At 54.4% G+C, this 18,312-nt stretch carries 30 protein-coding genes; all 30 read left to right on the plus strand.

Annotated features, from left to right (window positions below; all coding sequences use genetic code 11):
• The first annotated feature begins 30 nt into the window (after positions 1 to 30).
• The 30 genes from A0127_RS07445 to A0127_RS07590 all read left to right on the plus strand — a co-directional run bounded on the left by A0127_RS07445 (position 31) and on the right by A0127_RS07590 (position 18,304).
• Positions 31 to 1,194: an MFS transporter gene (locus A0127_RS07445; protein ID WP_062389948.1), complete on the plus strand. Its 1,164-nt coding sequence runs from the start codon at positions 31 to 33 to the stop codon at positions 1,192 to 1,194.
• Between the two features lie 94 nt (positions 1,195 to 1,288).
• Positions 1,289 to 1,837 carry a 50S ribosomal protein L16 gene (locus A0127_RS07450; protein ID WP_062389951.1) on the plus strand — a complete coding sequence of 183 codons (549 nt, stop codon included), beginning with the start codon at positions 1,289 to 1,291 and terminating at the stop codon, positions 1,835 to 1,837.
• 133 nt (positions 1,838 to 1,970) lie between these two features.
• Positions 1,971 to 3,113: an RNA ligase gene (locus A0127_RS07455; RefSeq protein WP_062389954.1), complete on the plus strand. Its 1,143-nt coding sequence runs from the start codon at positions 1,971 to 1,973 to the stop codon at positions 3,111 to 3,113.
• Between the two features lie 63 nt (positions 3,114 to 3,176).
• Positions 3,177 to 4,553 (plus strand): ATP-binding protein, encoded by a 1,377-nt coding sequence (locus tag A0127_RS07460; protein ID WP_062390888.1) that lies wholly within the window; start codon positions 3,177 to 3,179, stop codon positions 4,551 to 4,553.
• Entirely contained in the window at positions 4,502 to 4,783 is a 282-nt protein-coding gene (locus tag A0127_RS07465; RefSeq protein ID WP_156471180.1) for an alpha-crystallin domain-containing protein, read from the plus strand. The genes A0127_RS07460 and A0127_RS07465 overlap by 52 nt, the downstream gene beginning before the upstream one ends.
• Complete coding sequence (locus tag A0127_RS07470) at positions 4,784 to 5,647, plus strand: hypothetical protein (protein WP_062389956.1); 864 nt, start codon at positions 4,784 to 4,786, stop codon at positions 5,645 to 5,647. It begins immediately after the preceding gene.
• Positions 5,648 to 6,200: 553 nt separating this feature from the next.
• Complete coding sequence (locus A0127_RS07475) at positions 6,201 to 6,971, plus strand: putative RNA uridine N3 methyltransferase (RefSeq protein ID WP_062389960.1); 771 nt, start codon at positions 6,201 to 6,203, stop codon at positions 6,969 to 6,971.
• A 1-nt stretch (position 6,972) separates the two neighbouring features.
• Positions 6,973 to 8,013: a 50S ribosomal protein L3 gene (locus tag A0127_RS07480; protein WP_062389962.1), complete on the plus strand. Its 1,041-nt coding sequence runs from the start codon at positions 6,973 to 6,975 to the stop codon at positions 8,011 to 8,013.
• A 10-nt stretch (positions 8,014 to 8,023) separates the two neighbouring features.
• Entirely contained in the window at positions 8,024 to 8,791 is a 768-nt protein-coding gene (gene rpl4p / locus A0127_RS07485; RefSeq protein ID WP_062389965.1) for a 50S ribosomal protein L4, read from the plus strand.
• A 6-nt stretch (positions 8,792 to 8,797) separates the two neighbouring features.
• Complete coding sequence (locus tag A0127_RS07490; protein ID WP_054841354.1) at positions 8,798 to 9,058, plus strand: 50S ribosomal protein L23; 261 nt, start codon at positions 8,798 to 8,800, stop codon at positions 9,056 to 9,058.
• A 13-nt stretch (positions 9,059 to 9,071) separates the two neighbouring features.
• A complete protein-coding gene (locus A0127_RS07495) occupies positions 9,072 to 9,791 on the plus strand; it encodes a 50S ribosomal protein L2 (RefSeq protein ID WP_062389967.1) in 720 nt (239 codons plus the stop codon).
• A 5-nt stretch (positions 9,792 to 9,796) separates the two neighbouring features.
• Positions 9,797 to 10,198 carry a 30S ribosomal protein S19 gene (locus A0127_RS07500; RefSeq protein WP_062390889.1) on the plus strand — a complete coding sequence of 134 codons (402 nt, stop codon included), beginning with the start codon at positions 9,797 to 9,799 and terminating at the stop codon, positions 10,196 to 10,198.
• A gap of 10 nt (positions 10,199 to 10,208) precedes the next feature.
• The gene (gene rplV, locus A0127_RS07505) at positions 10,209 to 10,679 is read left to right on the plus strand and encodes a 50S ribosomal protein L22 (RefSeq protein WP_062389970.1); all 471 of its coding nucleotides are present in this window, start codon (positions 10,209 to 10,211) and stop codon (positions 10,677 to 10,679) included.
• A 5-nt stretch (positions 10,680 to 10,684) separates the two neighbouring features.
• On the plus strand, positions 10,685 to 11,314 hold the full coding sequence (locus A0127_RS07510; RefSeq protein ID WP_011250487.1) for a 30S ribosomal protein S3: 630 nt from the start codon (positions 10,685 to 10,687) through the stop codon (positions 11,312 to 11,314).
• Positions 11,301 to 11,501, plus strand: coding sequence for a 50S ribosomal protein L29 (gene rpmC, locus A0127_RS07515; RefSeq protein WP_011250486.1), 201 nt, complete (start codon positions 11,301 to 11,303; stop codon positions 11,499 to 11,501). The genes A0127_RS07510 and rpmC overlap by 14 nt, the downstream gene beginning before the upstream one ends.
• Before the next feature lie 36 nt (positions 11,502 to 11,537).
• Positions 11,538 to 11,804: a stress response translation initiation inhibitor YciH gene (gene yciH, locus A0127_RS07520; RefSeq protein ID WP_231855824.1), complete on the plus strand. Its 267-nt coding sequence runs from the start codon at positions 11,538 to 11,540 to the stop codon at positions 11,802 to 11,804.
• Positions 11,690 to 12,067 (plus strand): ribonuclease P protein component 1, encoded by a 378-nt coding sequence (locus A0127_RS07525; protein ID WP_082781411.1) that lies wholly within the window; start codon positions 11,690 to 11,692, stop codon positions 12,065 to 12,067. Before yciH ends, A0127_RS07525 begins: the two co-directional genes overlap by 115 nt.
• Positions 12,064 to 12,408, plus strand: a complete 345-nt coding sequence (locus A0127_RS07530) for a 30S ribosomal protein S17 (protein ID WP_011250483.1) — start codon at positions 12,064 to 12,066, stop codon at positions 12,406 to 12,408. The genes A0127_RS07525 and A0127_RS07530 overlap by 4 nt, the downstream gene beginning before the upstream one ends.
• 3 nt (positions 12,409 to 12,411) lie before the next feature.
• Positions 12,412 to 12,837, plus strand: a complete 426-nt coding sequence (locus A0127_RS07535) for a 50S ribosomal protein L14 (RefSeq protein ID WP_011250482.1) — start codon at positions 12,412 to 12,414, stop codon at positions 12,835 to 12,837.
• Between the two features lie 11 nt (positions 12,838 to 12,848).
• Positions 12,849 to 13,214 carry a 50S ribosomal protein L24 gene (rplX, locus tag A0127_RS07540; protein ID WP_062389973.1) on the plus strand — a complete coding sequence of 122 codons (366 nt, stop codon included), beginning with the start codon at positions 12,849 to 12,851 and terminating at the stop codon, positions 13,212 to 13,214.
• Entirely contained in the window at positions 13,214 to 13,945 is a 732-nt protein-coding gene (locus A0127_RS07545) for a 30S ribosomal protein S4e (RefSeq protein ID WP_011250480.1), read from the plus strand. Before rplX ends, A0127_RS07545 begins: the two co-directional genes overlap by 1 nt.
• Positions 13,946 to 13,958: 13 nt before the next feature.
• Positions 13,959 to 14,510 (plus strand): 50S ribosomal protein L5, encoded by a 552-nt coding sequence (locus tag A0127_RS07550; RefSeq protein WP_054841361.1) that lies wholly within the window; start codon positions 13,959 to 13,961, stop codon positions 14,508 to 14,510.
• A gap of 1 nt (position 14,511) precedes the next feature.
• Entirely contained in the window at positions 14,512 to 14,682 is a 171-nt protein-coding gene (locus tag A0127_RS07555) for a 30S ribosomal protein S14 (RefSeq protein WP_062389976.1), read from the plus strand.
• A gap of 11 nt (positions 14,683 to 14,693) precedes the next feature.
• Positions 14,694 to 15,086, plus strand: a complete 393-nt coding sequence (locus tag A0127_RS07560; protein ID WP_011250477.1) for a 30S ribosomal protein S8 — start codon at positions 14,694 to 14,696, stop codon at positions 15,084 to 15,086.
• Positions 15,087 to 15,096: 10 nt separating this feature from the next.
• Positions 15,097 to 15,651, plus strand: a complete 555-nt coding sequence (locus tag A0127_RS07565) for a 50S ribosomal protein L6 (RefSeq protein ID WP_062389978.1) — start codon at positions 15,097 to 15,099, stop codon at positions 15,649 to 15,651.
• Positions 15,652 to 15,667: 16 nt separating this feature from the next.
• On the plus strand, positions 15,668 to 16,048 hold the full coding sequence (locus A0127_RS07570) for a 50S ribosomal protein L32e (protein ID WP_054841364.1): 381 nt from the start codon (positions 15,668 to 15,670) through the stop codon (positions 16,046 to 16,048).
• Positions 16,049 to 16,052: 4 nt separating this feature from the next.
• A complete protein-coding gene (locus A0127_RS07575) occupies positions 16,053 to 16,505 on the plus strand; it encodes a 50S ribosomal protein L19e (RefSeq protein ID WP_197463570.1) in 453 nt (150 codons plus the stop codon).
• 10 nt (positions 16,506 to 16,515) lie between these two features.
• Entirely contained in the window at positions 16,516 to 17,121 is a 606-nt protein-coding gene (locus A0127_RS07580; RefSeq protein ID WP_062389981.1) for a 50S ribosomal protein L18, read from the plus strand.
• Entirely contained in the window at positions 17,118 to 17,825 is a 708-nt protein-coding gene (gene rpsE, locus A0127_RS07585) for a 30S ribosomal protein S5 (protein WP_062389984.1), read from the plus strand. Before A0127_RS07580 ends, rpsE begins: the two co-directional genes overlap by 4 nt.
• Positions 17,826 to 17,836: 11 nt before the next feature.
• Entirely contained in the window at positions 17,837 to 18,304 is a 468-nt protein-coding gene (locus A0127_RS07590) for a 50S ribosomal protein L30 (protein WP_062389986.1), read from the plus strand.
• Positions 18,305 to 18,312 lie beyond the last annotated feature (8 nt).

Here is an 18,312-nt window from a genome sequence, read left to right on the forward strand (position 1 = left end):
CAGATGCACTAACGTTCAGCCGGTGGTCTGATGGAAGGACAAAGACTCATTGGCATCGCCCTGCTCGTGGTCTCTGCTTTCACCGGTACTCTCGCCTTTCGTCTCGCCACACCCGCCGTAGCCTTCTACACTAGGGACACGCTCAGCGCGAGTATGCTGGCGGTTTCAATAGTTTCCATGTCCTTTGTTCTGGCCAGGGCATTTTCCTCTGTCTTTGGCGGTCTCCTCCTTGAGAAGAGGAAGTCCCTCCTCTACATCGGCGGAATCGCCATGATGGGGAACGCCCTGGCCGTTCACCTCTATCCCCTCACCTCGAACTGGATTCAGGTCGCTGGAATAAAGCTCCTCAACGGCTTTCTCAACGGCCTTAGCTGGCCCATGGCCCAGTTCGTCGTTGCCGTGGCGACTCCACGGGAGATAAGGGCCCGGGTTACGGCCGTTTACTTCTTTTTCGGCAGCATCGCTTCTCTCCTCGGCAACTACGTTTATGCTTACACAATAGATTTGGGACTTTCTGGCCAGATGTGGATATCTTCTCTCTTCTTTGTGCTGACCGGGCTGATAATGATAATTGCCTACATCCTTCTCACTGACTGGATAGTACCGAGAAGGGAGAAAAAGAGGTCTCAAAGGCCTTCCCTTGATCCCAGGAAGGTTCTCGTTATAGCCTCCCTTATGGCGGTCATAGTGGCGTTTACCTCCGGAGAGATAACGTACGTCTACGTCTCCGAGGCCCTTGGGCTGGAAAAGGCAACTACCGCAACCCTGTTGGGGTGGGTTGGCTTCTTCGCTTCCCTTCTCAGCTACTTCTCATCTTGGTTCGCAGACAAGGTCAGCGAGGTTGGGATGGTAAAGCTGACGGCCGTACTTGCCGGGATTTCGCCGATCCTTGCGGCTGTTAAAACATCGTTCACCGTTTTCCTCGGGATATTCCTCGCGCTCTTCGCCTTTCAGAGCTTCAGGCCCATATCCAGAAAGGTGCTCGCCAGCTACCACCGCTCTTCCCTGGCCATAGGCGGGGTTAACGGTGTCCAGAACCTATCGACTTTCATCGGAGGGGTTTTCTTTGGCCTTGCGTATTCAATAGGAGAAATCCACATTGGGGTTACATTAAACGGGGCGCTTTTGGCATTTACGCCGGTCTCGCTGGCCCTGCTAATTCAGGCCGTTAAGCTTAAAGGTGGGAGGGAGTAAGAATTCTGTTGGAGATTTCACTATCCAAAACTTTTATAAAAGCGATGGCCAGCTAAGTTTAGGCTTTAACTTACGCTCATTTGGAGGTGAGAGTATGGGACTTAGGCCAGCTAAGATTGATAGGGACGTTGACAAGCCCGCTTACACGAGGAGGGAATACATACGCGGTGCCCCCGGTCCAAAGATAACGATCTTCGACATGGGCAACCTCTCCGCCGAGTTCGAGTACGAGGTGAGCCTTCACGCCGAGCAGGCCATGCAGATCAGGCAGAACGCCCTTGAGGCCATCCGTATCCAGGTCAACAGGTACCTCCAGAAGAACGTCGGTAGGAGCAACTATCACTTCAAGATAAGGGTTTACCCGTTTCAGGTTCTCAGGGAAAATCCGATGGCCACCGGAAGGAAGGCTGACCGTTACGGAAACGGTATGCGCAGGCCCTTCGGAAAGCCGATAGGACTCGCCGCCAGGGTCAAGAAGGACCAGAAGATACTCACCGTCTGGGTGAACGGCCAGCACCTCAAGTTTGCCCTCGGTGCCATGCACAGGGCCAAGATGAAGCTTCCGTACAGCGCTTACTACAGAATCTACGACAAGGAAGGTAACGACGTCACCACAAAGGTTCTCTCCACGATGAAGCGCTGAAGTGCCTTTCTTGATTTTCCTTTCTCTTCTGGTGGAGTTTGGATGACTTTAAGCTACTGTGTTTTTGGATTGAGTTTGGCATGAATTCATAATAATTATTAACGATGCTGCCCTAACTTCTGTTGGTGAGAGAATGGTAAGCTCGTACTTCAAGAACCTGCTCCTCAAGCTGGGTCTTCCAGAGGAGAGGCTAGAGATCCTTGAAGGAAAGGGAGCCTTAGCCGAGGACGAGTTCGAGGGAATCAGGTACGTCCGCTTCAGGGATTCAGCGAGGAACTTCCGGAGGGGAACCGTGGTATTCGAAACTGGGGAGGCTGTTCTCGGGTTTCCGCACATAAAGCGCGTTGTTCAGCTCGAGAACGGGATAAGGCGCGTTTTCAAGAACAAACCCTTCTACGTGGAGGAGAAGGTTGACGGCTACAACGTTCGTGTCGTCAAGGTAAATGATAAGATTCTTGCGATAACGAGGGGTGGCTTCCTCTGTCCCTTCACGACTGAGAGAATTGAAGATTTTGTAAACTTCGATTTCTTCAAGGACTATCCAAACCTCGTCTTGGTCGGTGAGATGGCCGGGCCTGAGAGTCCCTACCTAGTTGAGGGGCCGCCCTACGTCAAGAAGGACATAGAGTTCTTTCTCTTCGACATCCAGGAGAAGGGAAGTGGGAGGAGCCTCCCAGTTGAGGAAAGATACAGGCTGGCTGAAGAGTACGGAATCCCGCAGGTGGAGCGCTTCGGCCTCTACGACTCTTCCAAGGTTGGGGAGCTGAAAGAGCTTATCGAGCGGCTCAGCGAGGAGAAAAGAGAGGGCATAGTTATGAAGAGCCCGGACATGAAGAGAATAGCAAAGTACGTCACTCCCTACGCCAACATCAACGACATAAAGATAGGCTCGCACATCTTCTTTGACCTGCCCCACGGCTACTTCATGCAGAGGATAAAGAGGCTCGCCTTCTATCTCGCTGAGAACCACGTCAAGGGAGAGGAGTTCGAGAATTATGCAAAAGCCCTTGGCATTGCCCTCCTGAGGCCCTTCGTCGAGAGCATTCATGAAGTTGCCAACGGCGGCGAGGTTGACGAGACCTTCACCGTCCGCGTCAAGAACATCACAACGGCACACAAAATGGTAACACACTTCGAGAGGCTCGGAGTTGAGATACATATCGAGGACATTGAAGACCTCGGCAACGGCTACTGGGGGATAACATTCAAGCGGGTCTATCCGGACGCGACGAGGGAAATCCGAGAGCTGTGGAATGGGCTGGCGTTCGTAGACTGAAGGATTTCCATTTATTTCCAAGCTGGGAAAGGTTTAAATATTCGAATCATGATTATTATAATCATGATCCGTAAATTCGTGAACAGAAAACGGGAGCTTGAGGTGCTGGAGGAGCTCTACAGCAGAGGGGCGAACATGATTGTAGTGTATGGGCGGAGGAGAGTTGGTAAAACAACACTCCTGAGAAAGTTCCTTGAGGGCAAGAGGGGGATTTACTTCCTCTGCTCTCAGAGGGGGTATGAAAAAGACCTCGAACGGTTCTCGGAGGAAGTGAGTGAGTTCCTTGGCATGCCGGTGAGGTTCGGGAGCTTTGAGGACGCTTTTAGATTCCTTGCAAAGCAGGAAAAGCTCGTAGTGGTAATCGATGAGTTCCCCTATCTCATAGAGGCCTACAAGCCCATAGTTTCAGTGTTCCAGGAGATAGTAGACCTCATAATCAAGGACTCCCAGGTCACCCTCATCCTCTCGGGCTCAAGTGTGGGGATGATGGAGCGGGAGGTTCTGGGCTACAAGGCCCCCCTCTACGGCAGGGTTAGGGGTATAATGAAGCTGAAGCCCTTCAGGTTCTTTGACATGGTGGAGTGGTACGGGAGCGATTTTGAGAGGCTCGTTCGTCTCTACGGCGTCACCTGGGGAGTTCCGAGGTACATGGAGCTTTTAAAGGACGGGAGCGACGAGGAGATAATCGCGAACTTCTTCGAGCCAACGGCTTTCCTCTTCAACGAGGCGAGGCTTCTGCTGATGGAGGAGCTTAGAAATCCGACGACCTACGCCCAGATCATCGAGGCCATAGCCCTGGGGAAGACGAAGCTCACTGAGATCGCCCAGTACGCGATGATGGAGGCGAAGGACGTCCCGGCCTACCTTCGGGTTCTCCAGGAGCTTGGAATAGTCAAGCGCGAGGTTCCGGTCACCAAAAAGGTCTCGAAGAGGGGGATCTACACAATCGAGGACGAGTACTTCCGCTTCTACTACCGCTTCGTCAGCCCGCACTACGAGGACATAGAGGCCCTCAATCCTGAGCCCGCCATAGAGGACTTCAGGAAGAACTTCAACACCTATCTGGGGACTACCTTCGAAAAGGTCGCGAGGGAGTTCCTGATAATGCTCTCAGCCAAGGGGCACCTTCCCAGCAGGTACCACCGCTTCGGCCGTTGGTGGCACAAAGGGGAAGAGATTGACCTTGTTGCCTTGAACGAGCGTGAAAAGAAGGCGCTGTTCGTTGAAGTCAAGTGGAAGGATTTGAGCGAGAGGGAAGCGAGAGGGGTTTTGAAGGACTTGGAGAGGAAGGCTGTGCTTACAGGTCTCGATGGATGGGAGAAGAGCTATGGGCTTGTGGCTAAAAGCGTCGAGGGAAAGGAAGAGCTTAGAGAAGAGGGCTGGCTGGTTTGGGATTTATGGGACTTCGAAAGGCTTATTTCCTCAAAGACTCAAGTTTAGAGGGTGGTGTCCTTGTCGCTCCTGCCGCTTACTGGATGCCCATCTTCGGGAAGAAGGAGAGGAAAAAGAAGACGTACGCGGAAATTATAAGGGAACTTTCAGAGAAGTATAGGTTGCCAGAAGATGTCATACGAGCAATAGGGAAAGCCCACCTCGCTTTAGACGGATTATGTATTATTTCTGAAGCAGATAGACCGGAAAATAACATAGAGAGGGTAAAAAAGCTATAGGTGCAAAAAATAGGAAGTGTCATATCAACAACTACAGTTGAAGACCACAAATACCACGAATATATTGTTAGAAATAAGGATCCAAAAGCAAGGGGATACCACATACTTCACGGAGTTCTTGCGGTGCTGTTAGCAAACCACACCGGAAAGGCAAGTGAGGAAATAGGATGGGCGGTTGGAGACGCAATATATGAGTACCTTGTAAACAGGGGCAAGACCATAGAAGACATACAGAAGAATCCGGACGAGTTCGAAAAGACAGTAGTAGAAAAGCTAAAATCATATGAGATAATAAACGACACCATGGCAAGAAGCACAAAAAAGGCAATAAAGGATGTGTTGCCCCCCATGATAAAACTCATTGACAAAATGTGGCCAAAGGATCACAACCCCAAGCATCTTAACGCAATGGGTGAAGCATTCTCGTCAGATGCTCAAGATCCCATTCGTGTGCTGAAGGCAGCAGGAATAGATGTCACAAAGGAAATAGAAGAGGTGCGCAACACAATCGCAGAAATCACGGGCAAAAAGCCAAAGGATGAGCGTAAGAAGTCCTCCACTTCAAGATCGAAGAAAACAAAGGCAAAGAGCAAAAAGAAAGAACCTGCTGCGGAGAAAGTAAACCTCCCCTCCGACGCCCTCCTTGAAGTCCTCTCCATCCTTCAAGCCTTCGAGTTCGCGGACTACTCCGAGAAGGCCAAGGAGAAGGCCCTCCAGAAGCTCTCCTCAATGATTGAAGGTCTGCTAAAGGACAAACCAACGCCGGAGAACCTCCTGAAGCTCGGCCTCTACGCCTACGCGGTGGAGCTGATAAGGCGTGGTGAGTTTGAGAAGGTCGAGGAGCTCAAAAAGCTTCAGAACTAGACCAGCTTGGTGCGTTGTAAAGTAGTTGCTTCCATTTTTCTCCGTTGCTCGGATGGAATGACAATTCTTCTGGGGGCGTGGGGCGAAGCTCCCCAGCAACCTTTGCTTGCGCAAAGCTTGACCAAAGAAACTTTTCTGGCAAAAAGTTTCATCAAAAGGTTTTTACTACTACTGAAAAGTTCGGAAATGCTTCGTGCACTCCTTTAATTGTGGCTCCGACTGCGGGTTTGCTTCTTGAATATTCCTGTTTGGAATGTTTCGACATTATTTTTGGCGTCCGAAGGACGCCGTTTGGGGGCTGAAACACTATAAAACTTGGATTTTCGTGTAAACCCGCTTCCAACTCGCTGATTTTAAAGTGCACGACTCTAAATCTCTTTCCTATTGAACAGTTTGGCGCTTTTGATGAAACTTTGCTCTGCAAAGTTTCCTTTGCAAAAAAATTTCACACTCCACAGCCCAAAAGAGGGTGGAAGGGTTCGAAAGCCTTTTAAATAGTCTCCATAGACCCCACTTCAGCATTGGAGCTATCACATCAAAGGATGACGGAAAAATGGCCTGGCACGTCTTTATTCCCGATTCGCTCCTTGAAGAGACGGATGATCCAAAGATCAGAACGTACAAGGTCGGACAGATAGCCAGGGCCTGCTCAATCTTCGGCGTCGAGCACATCTGGATTTACAGGGCCGGCGGTAGGGACGGAAAGTTCATCAAGACTGTCTTCGAGTACGCGGAAACCCCCCAGTACCTCAGGAAGAGGCTGTTCCCGCTGATGCCCGAGCTCAAGTACGTGGGAGTGATACCGCCGCTGAGGACTCCCCACCACAAGCTCAAGGGAAGACCGAGGATCGGCGAAATCCGCGAGGGCTTTGCCTTCAGGAAGGGAAGAAGGATCTACGCGGACATAGGCCTCGACGAGCTGGCGGTCGTTGAAGGGAACGTCGAAGGGCGCGCAACGTTCAAAATCGTCTCGACAAGACCTCTGAGGGTCGTCCCGACAAAACCAGAGGAATACTGGGGCTACAGGGTTCACCTCACGAGGAAGTCGCTGGCGAAAACACTTAAAAAGGCCGGGCTTGATCTGGTCATCGCGACCTCGAGGAAGGGTCGCGACATAAGAGAGGTTGAGGTTCCCCCGCTCGAGGGGGAAGTTGGTTTCGTGTTCGGCTCACCGAGGAAAGGCGTGATGGAGCTCCTCGGCGAGGAGAAGTTTGAGTTCCATCTAATCCTCAACACCATTCCAAATCAGCGGACTGAAACGGTCCGCACCGAGGAGGCATTGCTTGCAACCCTCGCGATATTTAATCTCATAAGGAGGGATTGAGATGGGAAAAATACACAGGCCAAGGAGAGGTTCACTGGCATATTCCCCGAGAAAGAGGGCGAAGAGTATAGTGCCCAGGATTAGGAGCTGGCCAAAGGACAGTGAAGTCAGGATGCTCGGTTTCGCTGGCTACAAGGCTGGCATGACCCACATCCTCATGATCGACGACAGCCCAGGGCTCACTAAGGGCAAGGAGATATTCGTGCCGGTAACCATAGTCGAGGTTCCGCCGCTTTTCGTCTACGGCATAAGGGCCTACAAACAGGGCTACCTCGGCCTTGAAACGGCCACCGAGGTCTGGTTCCACGATCTCCACAAGAACGTGGCCAGGAGGATAAAGACCCTGCCGAAGAACTACAACGAAGATGCTTTCCAGGCGAAGCTCGGCCAGCTTGAGGACCTCGTCAACGACGGCGAGATAGCCGACATCAGGCTTCTCGTTCACACCCAGCCCTGGCTCATCGGCCTCAAGAAGAAGCCGGAAGTTATGGAGTACGCCATCGGTGGCGACGACGTCAAGGCCAAGTTCGACTACGCCAAGGAGAAGATAGGCAAGGAGCTCCGCGCTGGAGAGGTTCTCCACGAGGGCGAGCTCCTCGACGTCATAGCGGTCACCAAGGGCAAGGGAACCCAGGGCCCGGTCAAGAGGTGGGGCGTCAAGGTCCAGTTCCACAAGGCCCAGAGGGCTGGCAAGGGCAGGCACATCGGTAACCTCGGTCCGTGGCACCCGGCCAGGGTCATGTGGACCGTTCCGCAGGCCGGTCAGATGGGCTTCCACCACAGGACCGAGTTCAACAAGAGGCTCATCGCTATAGGCGAGAACGGCAAGCTTGTTCTCGACGGAAACGAGATCGAGATCACCCCGAAGGGCGGCTTCCCGCACTACGGCATCGTTAGGAGCGACTTCCTCATGATCGAGGGTACGATTCCGGGTTCGTTCAAGAGGATAATAAGGGTCAGGCCGGCTATAAGGCCGCCGAAGAAGAGGCCGCCTGTTGAGAGGCCGCAGATAACCTACGTCAGTAGAGAGTCCAAGCAGTGAGGTGAGATAGATGAAGGTCAAGGTTTTCAATCTCGAAGGCGAGCCCGTTGAGGAGATCGAGCTTCCCAAGGTGTTCAGCACTCCCTTCAGGCCGGATCTCATAAGGAGGGCTGTCATCGCTTCCTGGACTCACAGGCTTCAGCCGCAGGGTAGGGATCCGCAGGCAGGTAAGAGGCGCGTCACCGAGAACATTGGAAAGGGCCACGGAATGGCAAGGGTTGAGAGGATAAAGACCTCACCGAGGTTCGCCGCCTTCGTTCCGTTCGCCGTTGGCGGTAGAAGAACCCACCCGCCCAAGGTCGAGAAGATAATCTGGGAGGACATCAACAAGAAAGAGAGAAGGCTCGCCATAATGAGTGCCATAGCTGCAACAGCGAACTACGACCTCGTCAGGGCCAGGGGTCACGTGGTTGACAACATCCCGCAGATCCCGCTCGTCGTTACCGACGACCTGCAGAAGGTCTTCAAGACCGCCCAGACCAGGGAAATATTCAAGAAGCTCGGCGTCTGGGACGACATCGAGAGGGCCAAAAAGAACACCAAGATTCGCGCTGGAAAGGGCAAGATGCGCGGAAGGAGGTACAAGAAGGCCAAGGGCCCGCTCATCGTCGTTGCCAAGAACGAGGGCATTGTCCAGGGGGCGAGGAACCACCCGGGCGTTGACGTTGTAACCGTTGACAACCTCGGCGTTGAGTACCTCGCACCGGGTACCCACCCGGGAAGGCTTACGATCTGGACCAAGGGTGCCATAGAGAGGCTTAGGGAGATTTACGGGTGATGAGAGATGGATCCGTATAAGGTCATCATAAGGCCGCTCGTTACCGAAAAGGCCGTCTCCCTCATAGAGAGGGAGAACAAGCTCACCTTCATAGTTGACAAGAGGGCCACCAAGCAGGACATTAAGAGGGCTGTGGAAGAGATGTTCAACGTCAAGGTCGCGAAGGTCAACACCCTCATAACGATGAAGGGAGAGAAGAAGGCCTACGTGAAGCTCAAGCCCGAGTACGACGCAAGTGAGATAGCTGCCAGGTTGGGATTGTTCTGAAGGGGTGAGTGAGATGGGAAAGAGTCTGATCCAGCAGAGGAGAGGTAAGGGAACCACCACCTTTAGAGCCCCTTCACACAGGTACAGGGGCGCTGTCAGGTACGTCCCGCTCAACATAACGATGGAGAAGACCCTCAGGGGCGTTGTTGAGGAGATCCTCCACGACCCTGGGAGGACTGCCCCGGTCGCGAGGGTCAAGTTTGAGGACGGAACGAAGAAACTCATCATAGCCCCCGAGGGAATCCTCGTGGGACAGGAAGTCTACATCGGTCCAGAGGCCCCGATAGCAATCGGCAACACCCTCCCGCTAGCAAAGATCCCGGAGGGTACTTACGTTTACGACATCGAGGGAGTTCCGGGCGACGGTGGAAAGTACGTCAGAGCTGGAGGAACCTACGCGCTCGTCGTCAGCAGGGAGAAGGACAAGGTTATAGTCCAGCTCCCAAGCGGTGAGCTCAAGGCCTTCAACCCAATGTGCAGGGCCACCATCGGTGTCGTCGCCGGCGGTGGAAGGCTTGAGAAGCCAATTGTCAAGGCAGGTAAGGCCTACTACATAGCCAAGGCCAGGAACAGGTTCTGGCCGAAGCCGAGAGGTGTCAAGATGAACGCCGTCAACCACCCGCACGGTGGTAAGGAGCACCACATCGGAAGGCCCTCGACCGTTTCAAGGCGCGCTCCGCCCGGAAGGAAGGTTGGTCACATAGCCGCGAGAAGAACTGGTAGGAGGAAGTGATGAAGATGGCGAGAAAGAAGGAGTTTAGGTATAGGGGCTACACCCTTGATGAGCTTCTCAACATGTCACTTGAGGAATTCGCAAAGCTCCTCCCGAGCAGGCAGAGGAGGAGCCTCAAGAGGGGCCTTTCACCAGAGCAGAAGAAGCTCCTTAGGAAGATAAGGCTCGCTAAGAAGGGCAAGTACAACAAGCCGATAAGGACCCACAGCAGGGACATGGTCATCCTTCCCGAGATGGTCGGCATGACCATCCACGTTCACAACGGGAAGGAGTTCGTTCCGGTTGAGATAAAGGAGGAGATGATCGGCCACTACCTCGGCGAGTTCGCCATGACTAGGAAGGTTGTCCAGCACGGCTCACCTGGTGTCGGTGCTACGAGGTCATCGATGTTCGTTGCAGTCAAGTGAGGTGGTTTAGATGAGCAGGGGCAGGTTTTCCTACTCATTCCAAAATTTTGACCCCGAGAGGATGGCGAGGGCAAGCGGAAGGGATCTCAGGATTTCGCCCAAGCACAGCGTCGAGCTCCTCAGGGAGATAAGGGGGATGATGCTCAACGACGCCCTCCGCTACCTCGACGACGTCATAGCCAAGAAGAGACCCGTTCCGATGAAGCGCTTTAACGACAGCCAGGGCCACAAGCCGGGTAAGGGCTTCGGTCCCGGAAGGTACCCGGTCAAGGTTGCCAAGGCAGTCAAGAAGATACTCCTTAACGCCAAGAACAACGCCGAGCAGAAGGGCCTCGACGTGGACAGGCTCAAGATAATCCACGCTGCTGCCCACAGGGGCCCCGCCCTCAGGGGATACATACCGAGGGCCTTTGGTAGGGCCACACCGTTCAACGAGCAGACCACCCATATAGAGATAGTCGTCGAGGAGATTAGGAGGTGAGATCTTTGGCGATCGAGAGGTACTTCATCAAGGAAGGCGTTAAGGAGATGCTCATCGACGAGTTCCTTGAGAAGGAGCTCAGGAGGGCCGGCTACGGCGGCCTCGACATAAAGAAGACCCCCCTCGGAACCAAGGTCACCATCTTCGCCGCCAACCCAGGTTACGTTATCGGAAGGGGCGGTAGAAGGATAAGAGAGCTCACCAGGATACTTGAGAAGCAGTTCGGCCTCGAGAACCCTCAGATCGAGGTCGAGGAGATTAAGAACCCCTACCTCAACGCCAAGGTTCAGGCTGTGAGGCTTGCCCAGGCCCTTGAGAGGGGCATCCACTTCAGGAGGGCAGCTTACTCCGCCATAAGGGCCATCATGAGGAACGGAGCTAGGGGTGTCGAGATAAGGCTCAGCGGAAAGCTTACAGGTGAGAGGGCCAAGAGCGTCAGGTTCTACCAGGGCTACCTCGCTAAGGTCGGAAACCCGGCCGAGACCCTCGTCAGCAGGGGCTACGCCCAGGCCCAGCTCAAGCTCGGTGTCATCGGTGTTAAGGTCTCAATCATGCCGCCCGACGCCAAGCTTCCGGACGAGATCGAGATTAAGGAGATCGTTGAGGAAGAGGTGAGCGCCAATGAAGCCCAGTGAGATTAGGGAGATGAGCATCGAGGAGATCGACAAGAAGATAAGGGAGCTCCGCCTTGAACTGGCCAAGGAGCGTGGCGTGCTCACCATGGGGGCCTCCATGGAGAACCCCATGGTCATCCGCAACCTCAGGCGCGACATTGCGCGCCTGCTTACTATAAAGAGGGAGAAGCTTAGGGAGAAAAGGTGAGGCTAAGTGCCAAGGATTGTGAACCCTCTGGATGAGATGCTCTTTAAGGAGGTCCTGAAGGAGCAGCAGAGGATAAGGGTCTACATTGAGAGGGCCCGCTACGGCAAGCTCAAGACCATAATCGAGGGCATAGACGAGAAGGAGTTCGACCTTGAGGATATAGCAAAGAAACTGAAGGCGAAGCTGGCATGCGGGGGAACGGCAAAGAACGGAAGGATAGAGCTGCAGGGAGACCACAGAGACAGGGTCAAGAAATTGCTGGCAGAGCTTGGATTTTCAGAGGAGCTCATAGAGGTCGAGTGACCCGGAAAAACATAATCTGGCACGAGCTGATAGGCCTTAAAGCAAAGGTTATAAGGGCATCTCATCCAGAGCTGGTCGGCATCGAGGGCTACGTCCTTGACGAGACGAGGAACACTCTCGTCCTGGTGGGAGATAGGGCCTGGGTAGTCCCGAAGGACGTGGTCGAGATCGAGTTTGACCTTGGCAATGAAAAGATCCGTGTCAACGGAAAGGATCTGGTGGGAAGACCCGAGATGAGACTCAAAAAGAGGTGGCGGAAATGAGAGAGATTGGATTGAGGGTTCAGCCTCCCGCTGAGGTTTGTAACGATCCCAAGTGCCCCTGGCATGGGAACCTCAAGATACACGGTAGATACGTTGAGGGTATAGTCGTTAGCGACAAGGGCAAGAAGACTGTCGTCGTTGAGAGGCAGTACTACCACTACCTCAAGAAATACGAGAGGTACGAGCTCAGGAAGAGCAAGGTTCACGCCCACAACCCCGAGTGCATCAACGCTAAGGTTGGTGACAAAGTGCTCATAGCCGAGACCAGGCCGATAAGCAAGACCAAGAGCTGGGTTGTCGTGGCCGTCCTTCAGAGGGCCGAGAGGGCTGAGGAGGTGTGATGCATGGCCAAGAAGGGTGCAGGTGCAACCAGGGGTATTAGCCCCGTCAGGCCAACGCGCGCCCTCCCGATAGGTGCCTACCTCAAGGTTGCTGACAACAGCGGTGCCAAGGTTATCCAAATCATAGGCGTCGTTGGGTACAAGGGTACAAGGAGGAGGCTTGCGGCCGCGGGCGTTGGTGACATGGTAGTCGCCACCGTTAAGAAAGGAAGACCCGACATGAGGCACCAGGTCGTCAGGGCTGTCGTTGTCAGGCAGAGGAAGGAGTACAGAAGGCTCGACGGCATGCGCGTTAAGTTCGAGGACAACGCGGCTGCGATAGTCACCCCCGAAGGTGTCCCTAGGGGAACCGAGATCAGGGGTGCGATAGCGAGGGAGGCCGCCGAGAGGTGGGTCAGGCTCGGTAGTATAGCGAGCATAGTGCTGTGAGGTGAGATGAGATGAAGCTTGATATGAAGCAGCCGAGGAAGCAGAGGAAGTTCCTCTACAACGCTCCCCTTCACCTGAGGGGTAAGATAATGAGCGCCCCCCTCAGCAAGGAGCTTAGGGAGAAGTACGGAGTGAGAAACCTGCCCGTTAGGGTTGGCGACAAGGTCAAAGTTATGCGCGGTGACTTCAAGGGCGTCGAGGGCAAGGTCGTGGAGGTCGACCTTAAGAGGTACAGGATTCATGTTGAGGGCGTTACTCACAAGAAGACCAACGGTACCGAGGTCTTCTACCCACTTCACCCCTCGAATGTCATGATTGTTGAGCTCAACCTCGAAGACGAAAAGAGAGAGAAGATAATTGAGAGGAGGGCTGCTTGATGGCGAGGAAGGGTCCAAAGAGACACCTTAAGAGGCTTGCCGCTCCGACTTCCTGGTATATTCACAGGAAGGCTTACAAGTGGGCCGTCAGGCCCAGTCCGGGTCCGCACAGCATGAAGACTTCAATACCGTTAATCTACATAGTCAGGGACTACCTCGGCTATGCCAAGACCGCCAGGGAAGCCAGGAAGATCCTCAACGAGGGCAAGATCCTCGTTGACGGCAGGGTCAGGAAGGACTACAAGTTCCCCGTTGGAATCATGGACGTCGTCTCAATCCCGGAGACAGGTGAGCACTACAGGGTTCTCCCGAACAGGATAGGCAAGCTCATACTCCACCCGATAAGCGAGGAAGAGGCCAAGCTCAAGCCCTTCAGGATCAACAACAAGAGGATGGTCAAGGGCGCTAAGGTTCAGCTGAACCTCCACGACGGAAGCAACCACCTCGTCAGCCTTGCCGAGAAGGACGCCTACAAGACCTCATACACGGTCATAATGCAGGTTCCGGAGAGGCAGATAGTCAAGGTGCTCCCGTTCGAGGTCGGTGCCTACGTCTTCGTTACCCAGGGTAAGAACGTTGCCAGAAAGGGTAAGATCGTCGAGGTCAGGCAGTTCCCGATGGGCTGGCCCGACGTCGTCACCATCGAGGACGAGAACGGTGAGCTCTTCGACACCCTGAAGGAGTACGCCTTCGTCATTGGTAAAGACAAGCCTGAGATTTCCCTTCCGTGAGAGGTGAGATGAGATGCAGATCAACAGAGAGGCAATCCTGGCTGACTGGGAAGCTCACCCGATGAGGAAGCCGAGGATAGCCAAGGTCACTATAAACATAGGTGTTGGTGAGAGCGGTGAGCGCTTGACTAAGGCCGAGACCATGCTGGAGCAGCTCGTCGGTCAGAAGCCGATAAGGAGGAGAGCCAAGCAGACCAACAGGGACTTCGGAATTAGAAGGGGAGAGCCGATAGCTGTCAAGGTCACCCTCCGTGGGGAGAAGGCCTACCAGATGCTCGACAGGCTTCTTGAGGCCGTTGACAGAAAGCTCAGCGTTGGCAACTTCGACGAGCACGGAAACTTCTGCTTTGGAATCCAGGAGCACATAAACATACCGGGCGTTGAATACGACCCAGAGATCGGTATCTTCGGTATGGACGTCTGCGTCACCCTTGAGAGGCCCGGGTTTAGGGTCGCCAGGAGGAAGAGGCAGAGGAGGAAGATACCGACCAAGCACAAGCTGACCAAGGAGGAGGGTATAGTCTTCGCTATGGAGGAGCTTAAGGCTAAGGTGGAGGGATTGTGAGATGGCGAAGGCCGATTACAACAAGAGGAAGCCGAGGAAGTTTGGTAAGGGTGCGAGAAGGTGCGTGCGCTGCGGCCAGTACGGGCCGATAATCAGAATACACGGCCTTATGCTCTGCAGGCACTGCTTCCGCGAGGTCGCCCCGAAGCTCGGCTTCAAGAAGTATGAGTGAGGTGAGAGAAGATGACTCTGCTTGACCCCCTGGCAAACGCGCTTTCACACATAACGAACAGCGAGAGAGTTGGAAAGAAGGAGGTCTACATAAAGCCCGCCTCAAAGCTCATCGGTGAGGTCCTCAGGGTTATGCTCGAGAACGGCTACATCGGCGAGTTCGAGCTCATCGACGACGGAAGGGCGGGAATATATAGGGTTCAGCTCATAGGCAAGATCAACAAGGCTGGCGCAATAAAGCCGCGCTTCCCGGTCAAGGCCAGGGACTATGAGAAGTGGGAGAAGAGGTTCCTTCCAGCCTTCGAGTTCGGTATCCTCATTGTCTCAACGTCCCAGGGTGTTATGACCCACAAGGAAGCGCTCGAAAAGGGAATCGGCGGCAGGCTGATAGCCTACGTCTACTGAGGTGAGAAAAATGCCGGTGGACGCTTGGATTCGTGAGGAGATTGAGATACCAGAGGGAGTCGAGGTCACCGTTGAGGGCAACACCGTCAAGGTCAAGGGGCCGAAGGGAGAGCTTCAGAGGGAGCTCAAGTACCCTGGCGTTCAAATCTTCACCGAGGACGGTAAGGTTGTCATCTACAAGGAGTTTCCAAGGAAGAAGGACGTGGCGATAGCGAGGACTTTCAAGGCCCATGTCAACAACATGATCAAGGGCGTTACCGAGGGCTTCAAGTACAGGCTCAAGGTCGTCTACAGCCACTTCCCGATGACAGTTAAGGTTCAGGGCGATGAAGTGGTCATCGAGAACTTCCTCGGTGAGAAGAACCCGAGGAGGGCCAGGATCCTTCCGGGCGTTACCGTCAAGGTCAAGGGAAGCGAGATCGAGGTTGAGGGTATTGACAAAGAAGCCGTAGGCCAGACCGCTGCTAACATCGAGCAGGCCACGAGGATAACCAAGTGGGACAGGCGTGTCTTCCAGGACGGTATCTACATTGTTGAGAAGGCTGGCAAGCCGATAAAGTTCTGATGGTGAGGTGTGAGAGATGAACGAAAAGGCGAGACTCCTGAGGATAAGGGCCAAGCTCAAGAGGAAGAAGCCGAGGTTCCTCCGCCAGGAGTGGTGGAGGTATCCGAAGTTCAAGAACGACCCGAAGTGGAGAAGGCCAAAGGGAATCGACAGCAAGATGAGGCTCAAGAAGAAGGGCAAGCCGCGCTCACCGAGCATCGGATGGAGCTCACCTAAAGCTGTCCGCGGGCTCCACCCGAGCGGCTACGAGGAGGTCCTCGTCCACAACGTCAAGGAGCTTGAGGCAATAGATCCGGCCAGGCAGGCCGCAAGGATAGCGGGAACAGTCGGCGCCAGGAAGAGAGAGATGATACTCGCCAGGGCTAAGGAGCTCGGAGTGAAGGTTCTCAACCCGTGAGGTGATGATCATGCTTAAGACTCAGAGGAGAATTGCCGCCGAGCTGTTGAAGTGTGGCGAGAACAGGATATGGATTGACCCCGAGAGGATTGACGACGTTGCCGCCGCTATAACGAGGGAGGACATAAAGAGGCTCATCCACGACGGCGTCATCAAGAAGAAGCCTATCAAAGGCCAGAGCAGGGCCAGGGCTAGGGCCTTCCAGGAGGCCAGAAAGAAGGGCCGCCACCGTGGTCCTGGAAGCAAGAAGGGCAAGAAGACGGCCAGAATGGGCAAGAAGGAACGCTGGATGATGACCATAAGGGCCCTGAGGAAGGAGCTCAGGAAGCTCAAGGCCGAGGGCAAGCTCGATGCCCACACCTATAGGAGGCTCTACATCCGTGCCAAGGGCGGCCAGTTCAAGAACAAGAGGCAGCTCTACATGTTCATGCAGGAGCACGGTATTTTGAAGGAGTGAGGTGAGAGAGATGGCACACGGACCGAGGTATAGGGTTCCGTTCAGGAGGAGGAGAGAGGGTAAGACTAACTATCACAAGAGGCTCAAGCTCCTCAAGAGCAAGAAGCCGAGGCTCGTCGTGAGGAAGACCCTCAACCACCACATCGCTCAGATCGTGGTTTACGACCCTAAGGGAGACAGAACTATAGTCTCAGCACACACCAGGGAGCTCATGAGGGACTTCGGCTGGAAGGGCCACGGAGGAAACACACCTTCAGCTTACCTGCTCGGTCTTCTCATCGGCTACAAGGCCAAGCAGGCCGGTATAGAGGCGGCCATCCTCGACATAGGTCTCCACCCGCCGACCAAGGGTTCGAGCATCTTCGCGGTCCTTAAGGGTGCAGTTGATGCTGGTTTAAACGTCCCGCACAGTGAGGAGATCTATCCAGAGGACTACAGGATAAACGGCGAGCACATAGCCAACTACGCCAAGGCCCTCAAGGAAGAGGATGAGGCCCTCTACAGGAAGCAGTTTGGGGGCTACCTTGTTAAAGGCCTCGAGCCGGAGAAGCTCCCGGAGCACTTTGAAGAGGTTAAGTCCAAGATAATCGAGAAGTTTGAGGGGGCGAGAGAATGAGCGACCCGAGAGAGATAGCCCAGAGGGTTCTTGAGGAGTGGGAGCCGAAGACCAAGCTCGGCAGGCTCGTTAAGGAAGGCCAGATCACTGACATTCACGAGATCTTCAGGAAGGGCTACCAGATAAAGGAGCCCGAGATAGTTGACGTCCTCCTTCCGGAGGTCAACCTCAGGGAGAACCAGGAAGTCCTCGACATATCTTTGACTGTGAGAATGACCGACAGTGGCAGGAGGATCAGGTTCAGGGTTCTCGCGGCAGTCGGCAACAGGGACGGCTACGTCGGCCTTGGAATCGGCCACGGAAGAGAAGTCGGTATAGCCATCAGGAAGGCCATCAACTATGCCAAGATGAACATCATCGAGATCAAGCGCGGCTGTGGAAGCTGGGAGTGCAGGTGCAGGAGGCCGCACTCAATTCCGTTCGCCGTCGAGGGTAAGGAAGGCAGCGTCCGCGTCAAGCTCATGCCCGGACCGCGTGGTCTCGGCCTCGTTATCGGTGACGTGGGCAAGAAGATACTCACGCTGGCTGGTGTTCAGGACGTCTGGTCGCAGACCCTCGGTGAGACGAGGACGACCGTCAACTTCGCGAAGGCTGTTTTCAACGCCCTCTACAACACCAACCGCGTTGCCATCAAGCCGGAGGACATCGAGCGCTACGGTATCGTCGTGGGTAGGGCGATGCCCACAACCTTCGAGGTTGAGTGAGGTGAGAGAAGATGGCAAAGCTTGCGCTCATCAGGCTTAGGAGCGGGATTAGGGCGAGGGGTGAAGTGAGAGACACCCTCGCCATGCTCCGCCTCCACAGGATCAACCACCTTGTCATAGTTGACGACACCCCGAGCTACCGCGGAATGATCCAGAAGGTCAAGGACTACATAACCTGGGGCGAGATCAACAAGGAAACCCTTGTCAAGCTCCTCAGGAAGAGGGGCAGGCTCATAGGAAACAGGCCGATAACCGACGACTACGTCCAGGAGAAGCTCGGCGTGACTATTGAGGAGTTCGCCGAGAAGGTCGTCAACGGCGAGATGAAGCTCAGGGACCTGCCGAACATCAAGCCGGTCTTCAGGCTTCACCCGCCGAGGGGCGGCCTTAAGGGAAGCAAGAAGCGCTCCTTCAAGGAGGGCGGAGCACTCGGTTACCGCGGCGAGAAGATAAACGAGCTCATTGAGAGAATGCTCTGAGGTGGCGA

The organism is Thermococcus peptonophilus (assembly GCF_001592435.1).
Classification (GTDB): domain Archaea; phylum Methanobacteriota_B; class Thermococci; order Thermococcales; family Thermococcaceae; genus Thermococcus; species Thermococcus peptonophilus.

What these genes read in the sequence shown, in the direction of transcription:
- A0127_RS07445 (WP_062389948.1), top strand. Translation starts at nt 31, where the DNA reads ATGGAAGGACAAAGACTCATTGGCATCGCCCTGCTCGTGGTCTCTGCT.
- A0127_RS07450 (WP_062389951.1), top strand. Translation starts at nt 1,289, where the DNA reads ATGGGACTTAGGCCAGCTAAGATTGATAGGGACGTTGACAAGCCCGCT.
- A0127_RS07455 (WP_062389954.1), top strand. Translation starts at nt 1,971, where the DNA reads ATGGTAAGCTCGTACTTCAAGAACCTGCTCCTCAAGCTGGGTCTTCCA.
- A0127_RS07460 (WP_062390888.1), top strand. Translation starts at nt 3,177, where the DNA reads ATGATCCGTAAATTCGTGAACAGAAAACGGGAGCTTGAGGTGCTGGAG.
- A0127_RS07475 (WP_062389960.1), top strand. Translation starts at nt 6,201, where the DNA reads ATGGCCTGGCACGTCTTTATTCCCGATTCGCTCCTTGAAGAGACGGAT.
- A0127_RS07480 (WP_062389962.1), top strand. Translation starts at nt 6,973, where the DNA reads ATGGGAAAAATACACAGGCCAAGGAGAGGTTCACTGGCATATTCCCCG.
- rpl4p (WP_062389965.1), top strand. Translation starts at nt 8,024, where the DNA reads ATGAAGGTCAAGGTTTTCAATCTCGAAGGCGAGCCCGTTGAGGAGATC.
- A0127_RS07490 (WP_054841354.1), top strand. Translation starts at nt 8,798, where the DNA reads ATGGATCCGTATAAGGTCATCATAAGGCCGCTCGTTACCGAAAAGGCC.
- A0127_RS07495 (WP_062389967.1), top strand. Translation starts at nt 9,072, where the DNA reads ATGGGAAAGAGTCTGATCCAGCAGAGGAGAGGTAAGGGAACCACCACC.
- A0127_RS07500 (WP_062390889.1), top strand. Translation starts at nt 9,797, where the DNA reads ATGGCGAGAAAGAAGGAGTTTAGGTATAGGGGCTACACCCTTGATGAG.
- rplV (WP_062389970.1), top strand. Translation starts at nt 10,209, where the DNA reads ATGAGCAGGGGCAGGTTTTCCTACTCATTCCAAAATTTTGACCCCGAG.
- rpmC (WP_011250486.1), top strand. Translation starts at nt 11,301, where the DNA reads ATGAAGCCCAGTGAGATTAGGGAGATGAGCATCGAGGAGATCGACAAG.
- yciH (WP_231855824.1), top strand. Translation starts at nt 11,538, where the DNA reads ATGCTCTTTAAGGAGGTCCTGAAGGAGCAGCAGAGGATAAGGGTCTAC.
- A0127_RS07525 (WP_082781411.1), top strand. Translation starts at nt 11,690, where the DNA reads ATGCGGGGGAACGGCAAAGAACGGAAGGATAGAGCTGCAGGGAGACCA.
- A0127_RS07530 (WP_011250483.1), top strand. Translation starts at nt 12,064, where the DNA reads ATGAGAGAGATTGGATTGAGGGTTCAGCCTCCCGCTGAGGTTTGTAAC.
- A0127_RS07535 (WP_011250482.1), top strand. Translation starts at nt 12,412, where the DNA reads ATGGCCAAGAAGGGTGCAGGTGCAACCAGGGGTATTAGCCCCGTCAGG.
- rplX (WP_062389973.1), top strand. Translation starts at nt 12,849, where the DNA reads ATGAAGCTTGATATGAAGCAGCCGAGGAAGCAGAGGAAGTTCCTCTAC.
- A0127_RS07545 (WP_011250480.1), top strand. Translation starts at nt 13,214, where the DNA reads ATGGCGAGGAAGGGTCCAAAGAGACACCTTAAGAGGCTTGCCGCTCCG.
- A0127_RS07550 (WP_054841361.1), top strand. Translation starts at nt 13,959, where the DNA reads ATGCAGATCAACAGAGAGGCAATCCTGGCTGACTGGGAAGCTCACCCG.
- A0127_RS07555 (WP_062389976.1), top strand. Translation starts at nt 14,512, where the DNA reads ATGGCGAAGGCCGATTACAACAAGAGGAAGCCGAGGAAGTTTGGTAAG.
- A0127_RS07560 (WP_011250477.1), top strand. Translation starts at nt 14,694, where the DNA reads ATGACTCTGCTTGACCCCCTGGCAAACGCGCTTTCACACATAACGAAC.
- A0127_RS07565 (WP_062389978.1), top strand. Translation starts at nt 15,097, where the DNA reads ATGCCGGTGGACGCTTGGATTCGTGAGGAGATTGAGATACCAGAGGGA.
- A0127_RS07570 (WP_054841364.1), top strand. Translation starts at nt 15,668, where the DNA reads ATGAACGAAAAGGCGAGACTCCTGAGGATAAGGGCCAAGCTCAAGAGG.
- A0127_RS07575 (WP_197463570.1), top strand. Translation starts at nt 16,053, where the DNA reads ATGATCATGCTTAAGACTCAGAGGAGAATTGCCGCCGAGCTGTTGAAG.
- A0127_RS07580 (WP_062389981.1), top strand. Translation starts at nt 16,516, where the DNA reads ATGGCACACGGACCGAGGTATAGGGTTCCGTTCAGGAGGAGGAGAGAG.
- rpsE (WP_062389984.1), top strand. Translation starts at nt 17,118, where the DNA reads ATGAGCGACCCGAGAGAGATAGCCCAGAGGGTTCTTGAGGAGTGGGAG.
- A0127_RS07590 (WP_062389986.1), top strand. Translation starts at nt 17,837, where the DNA reads ATGGCAAAGCTTGCGCTCATCAGGCTTAGGAGCGGGATTAGGGCGAGG.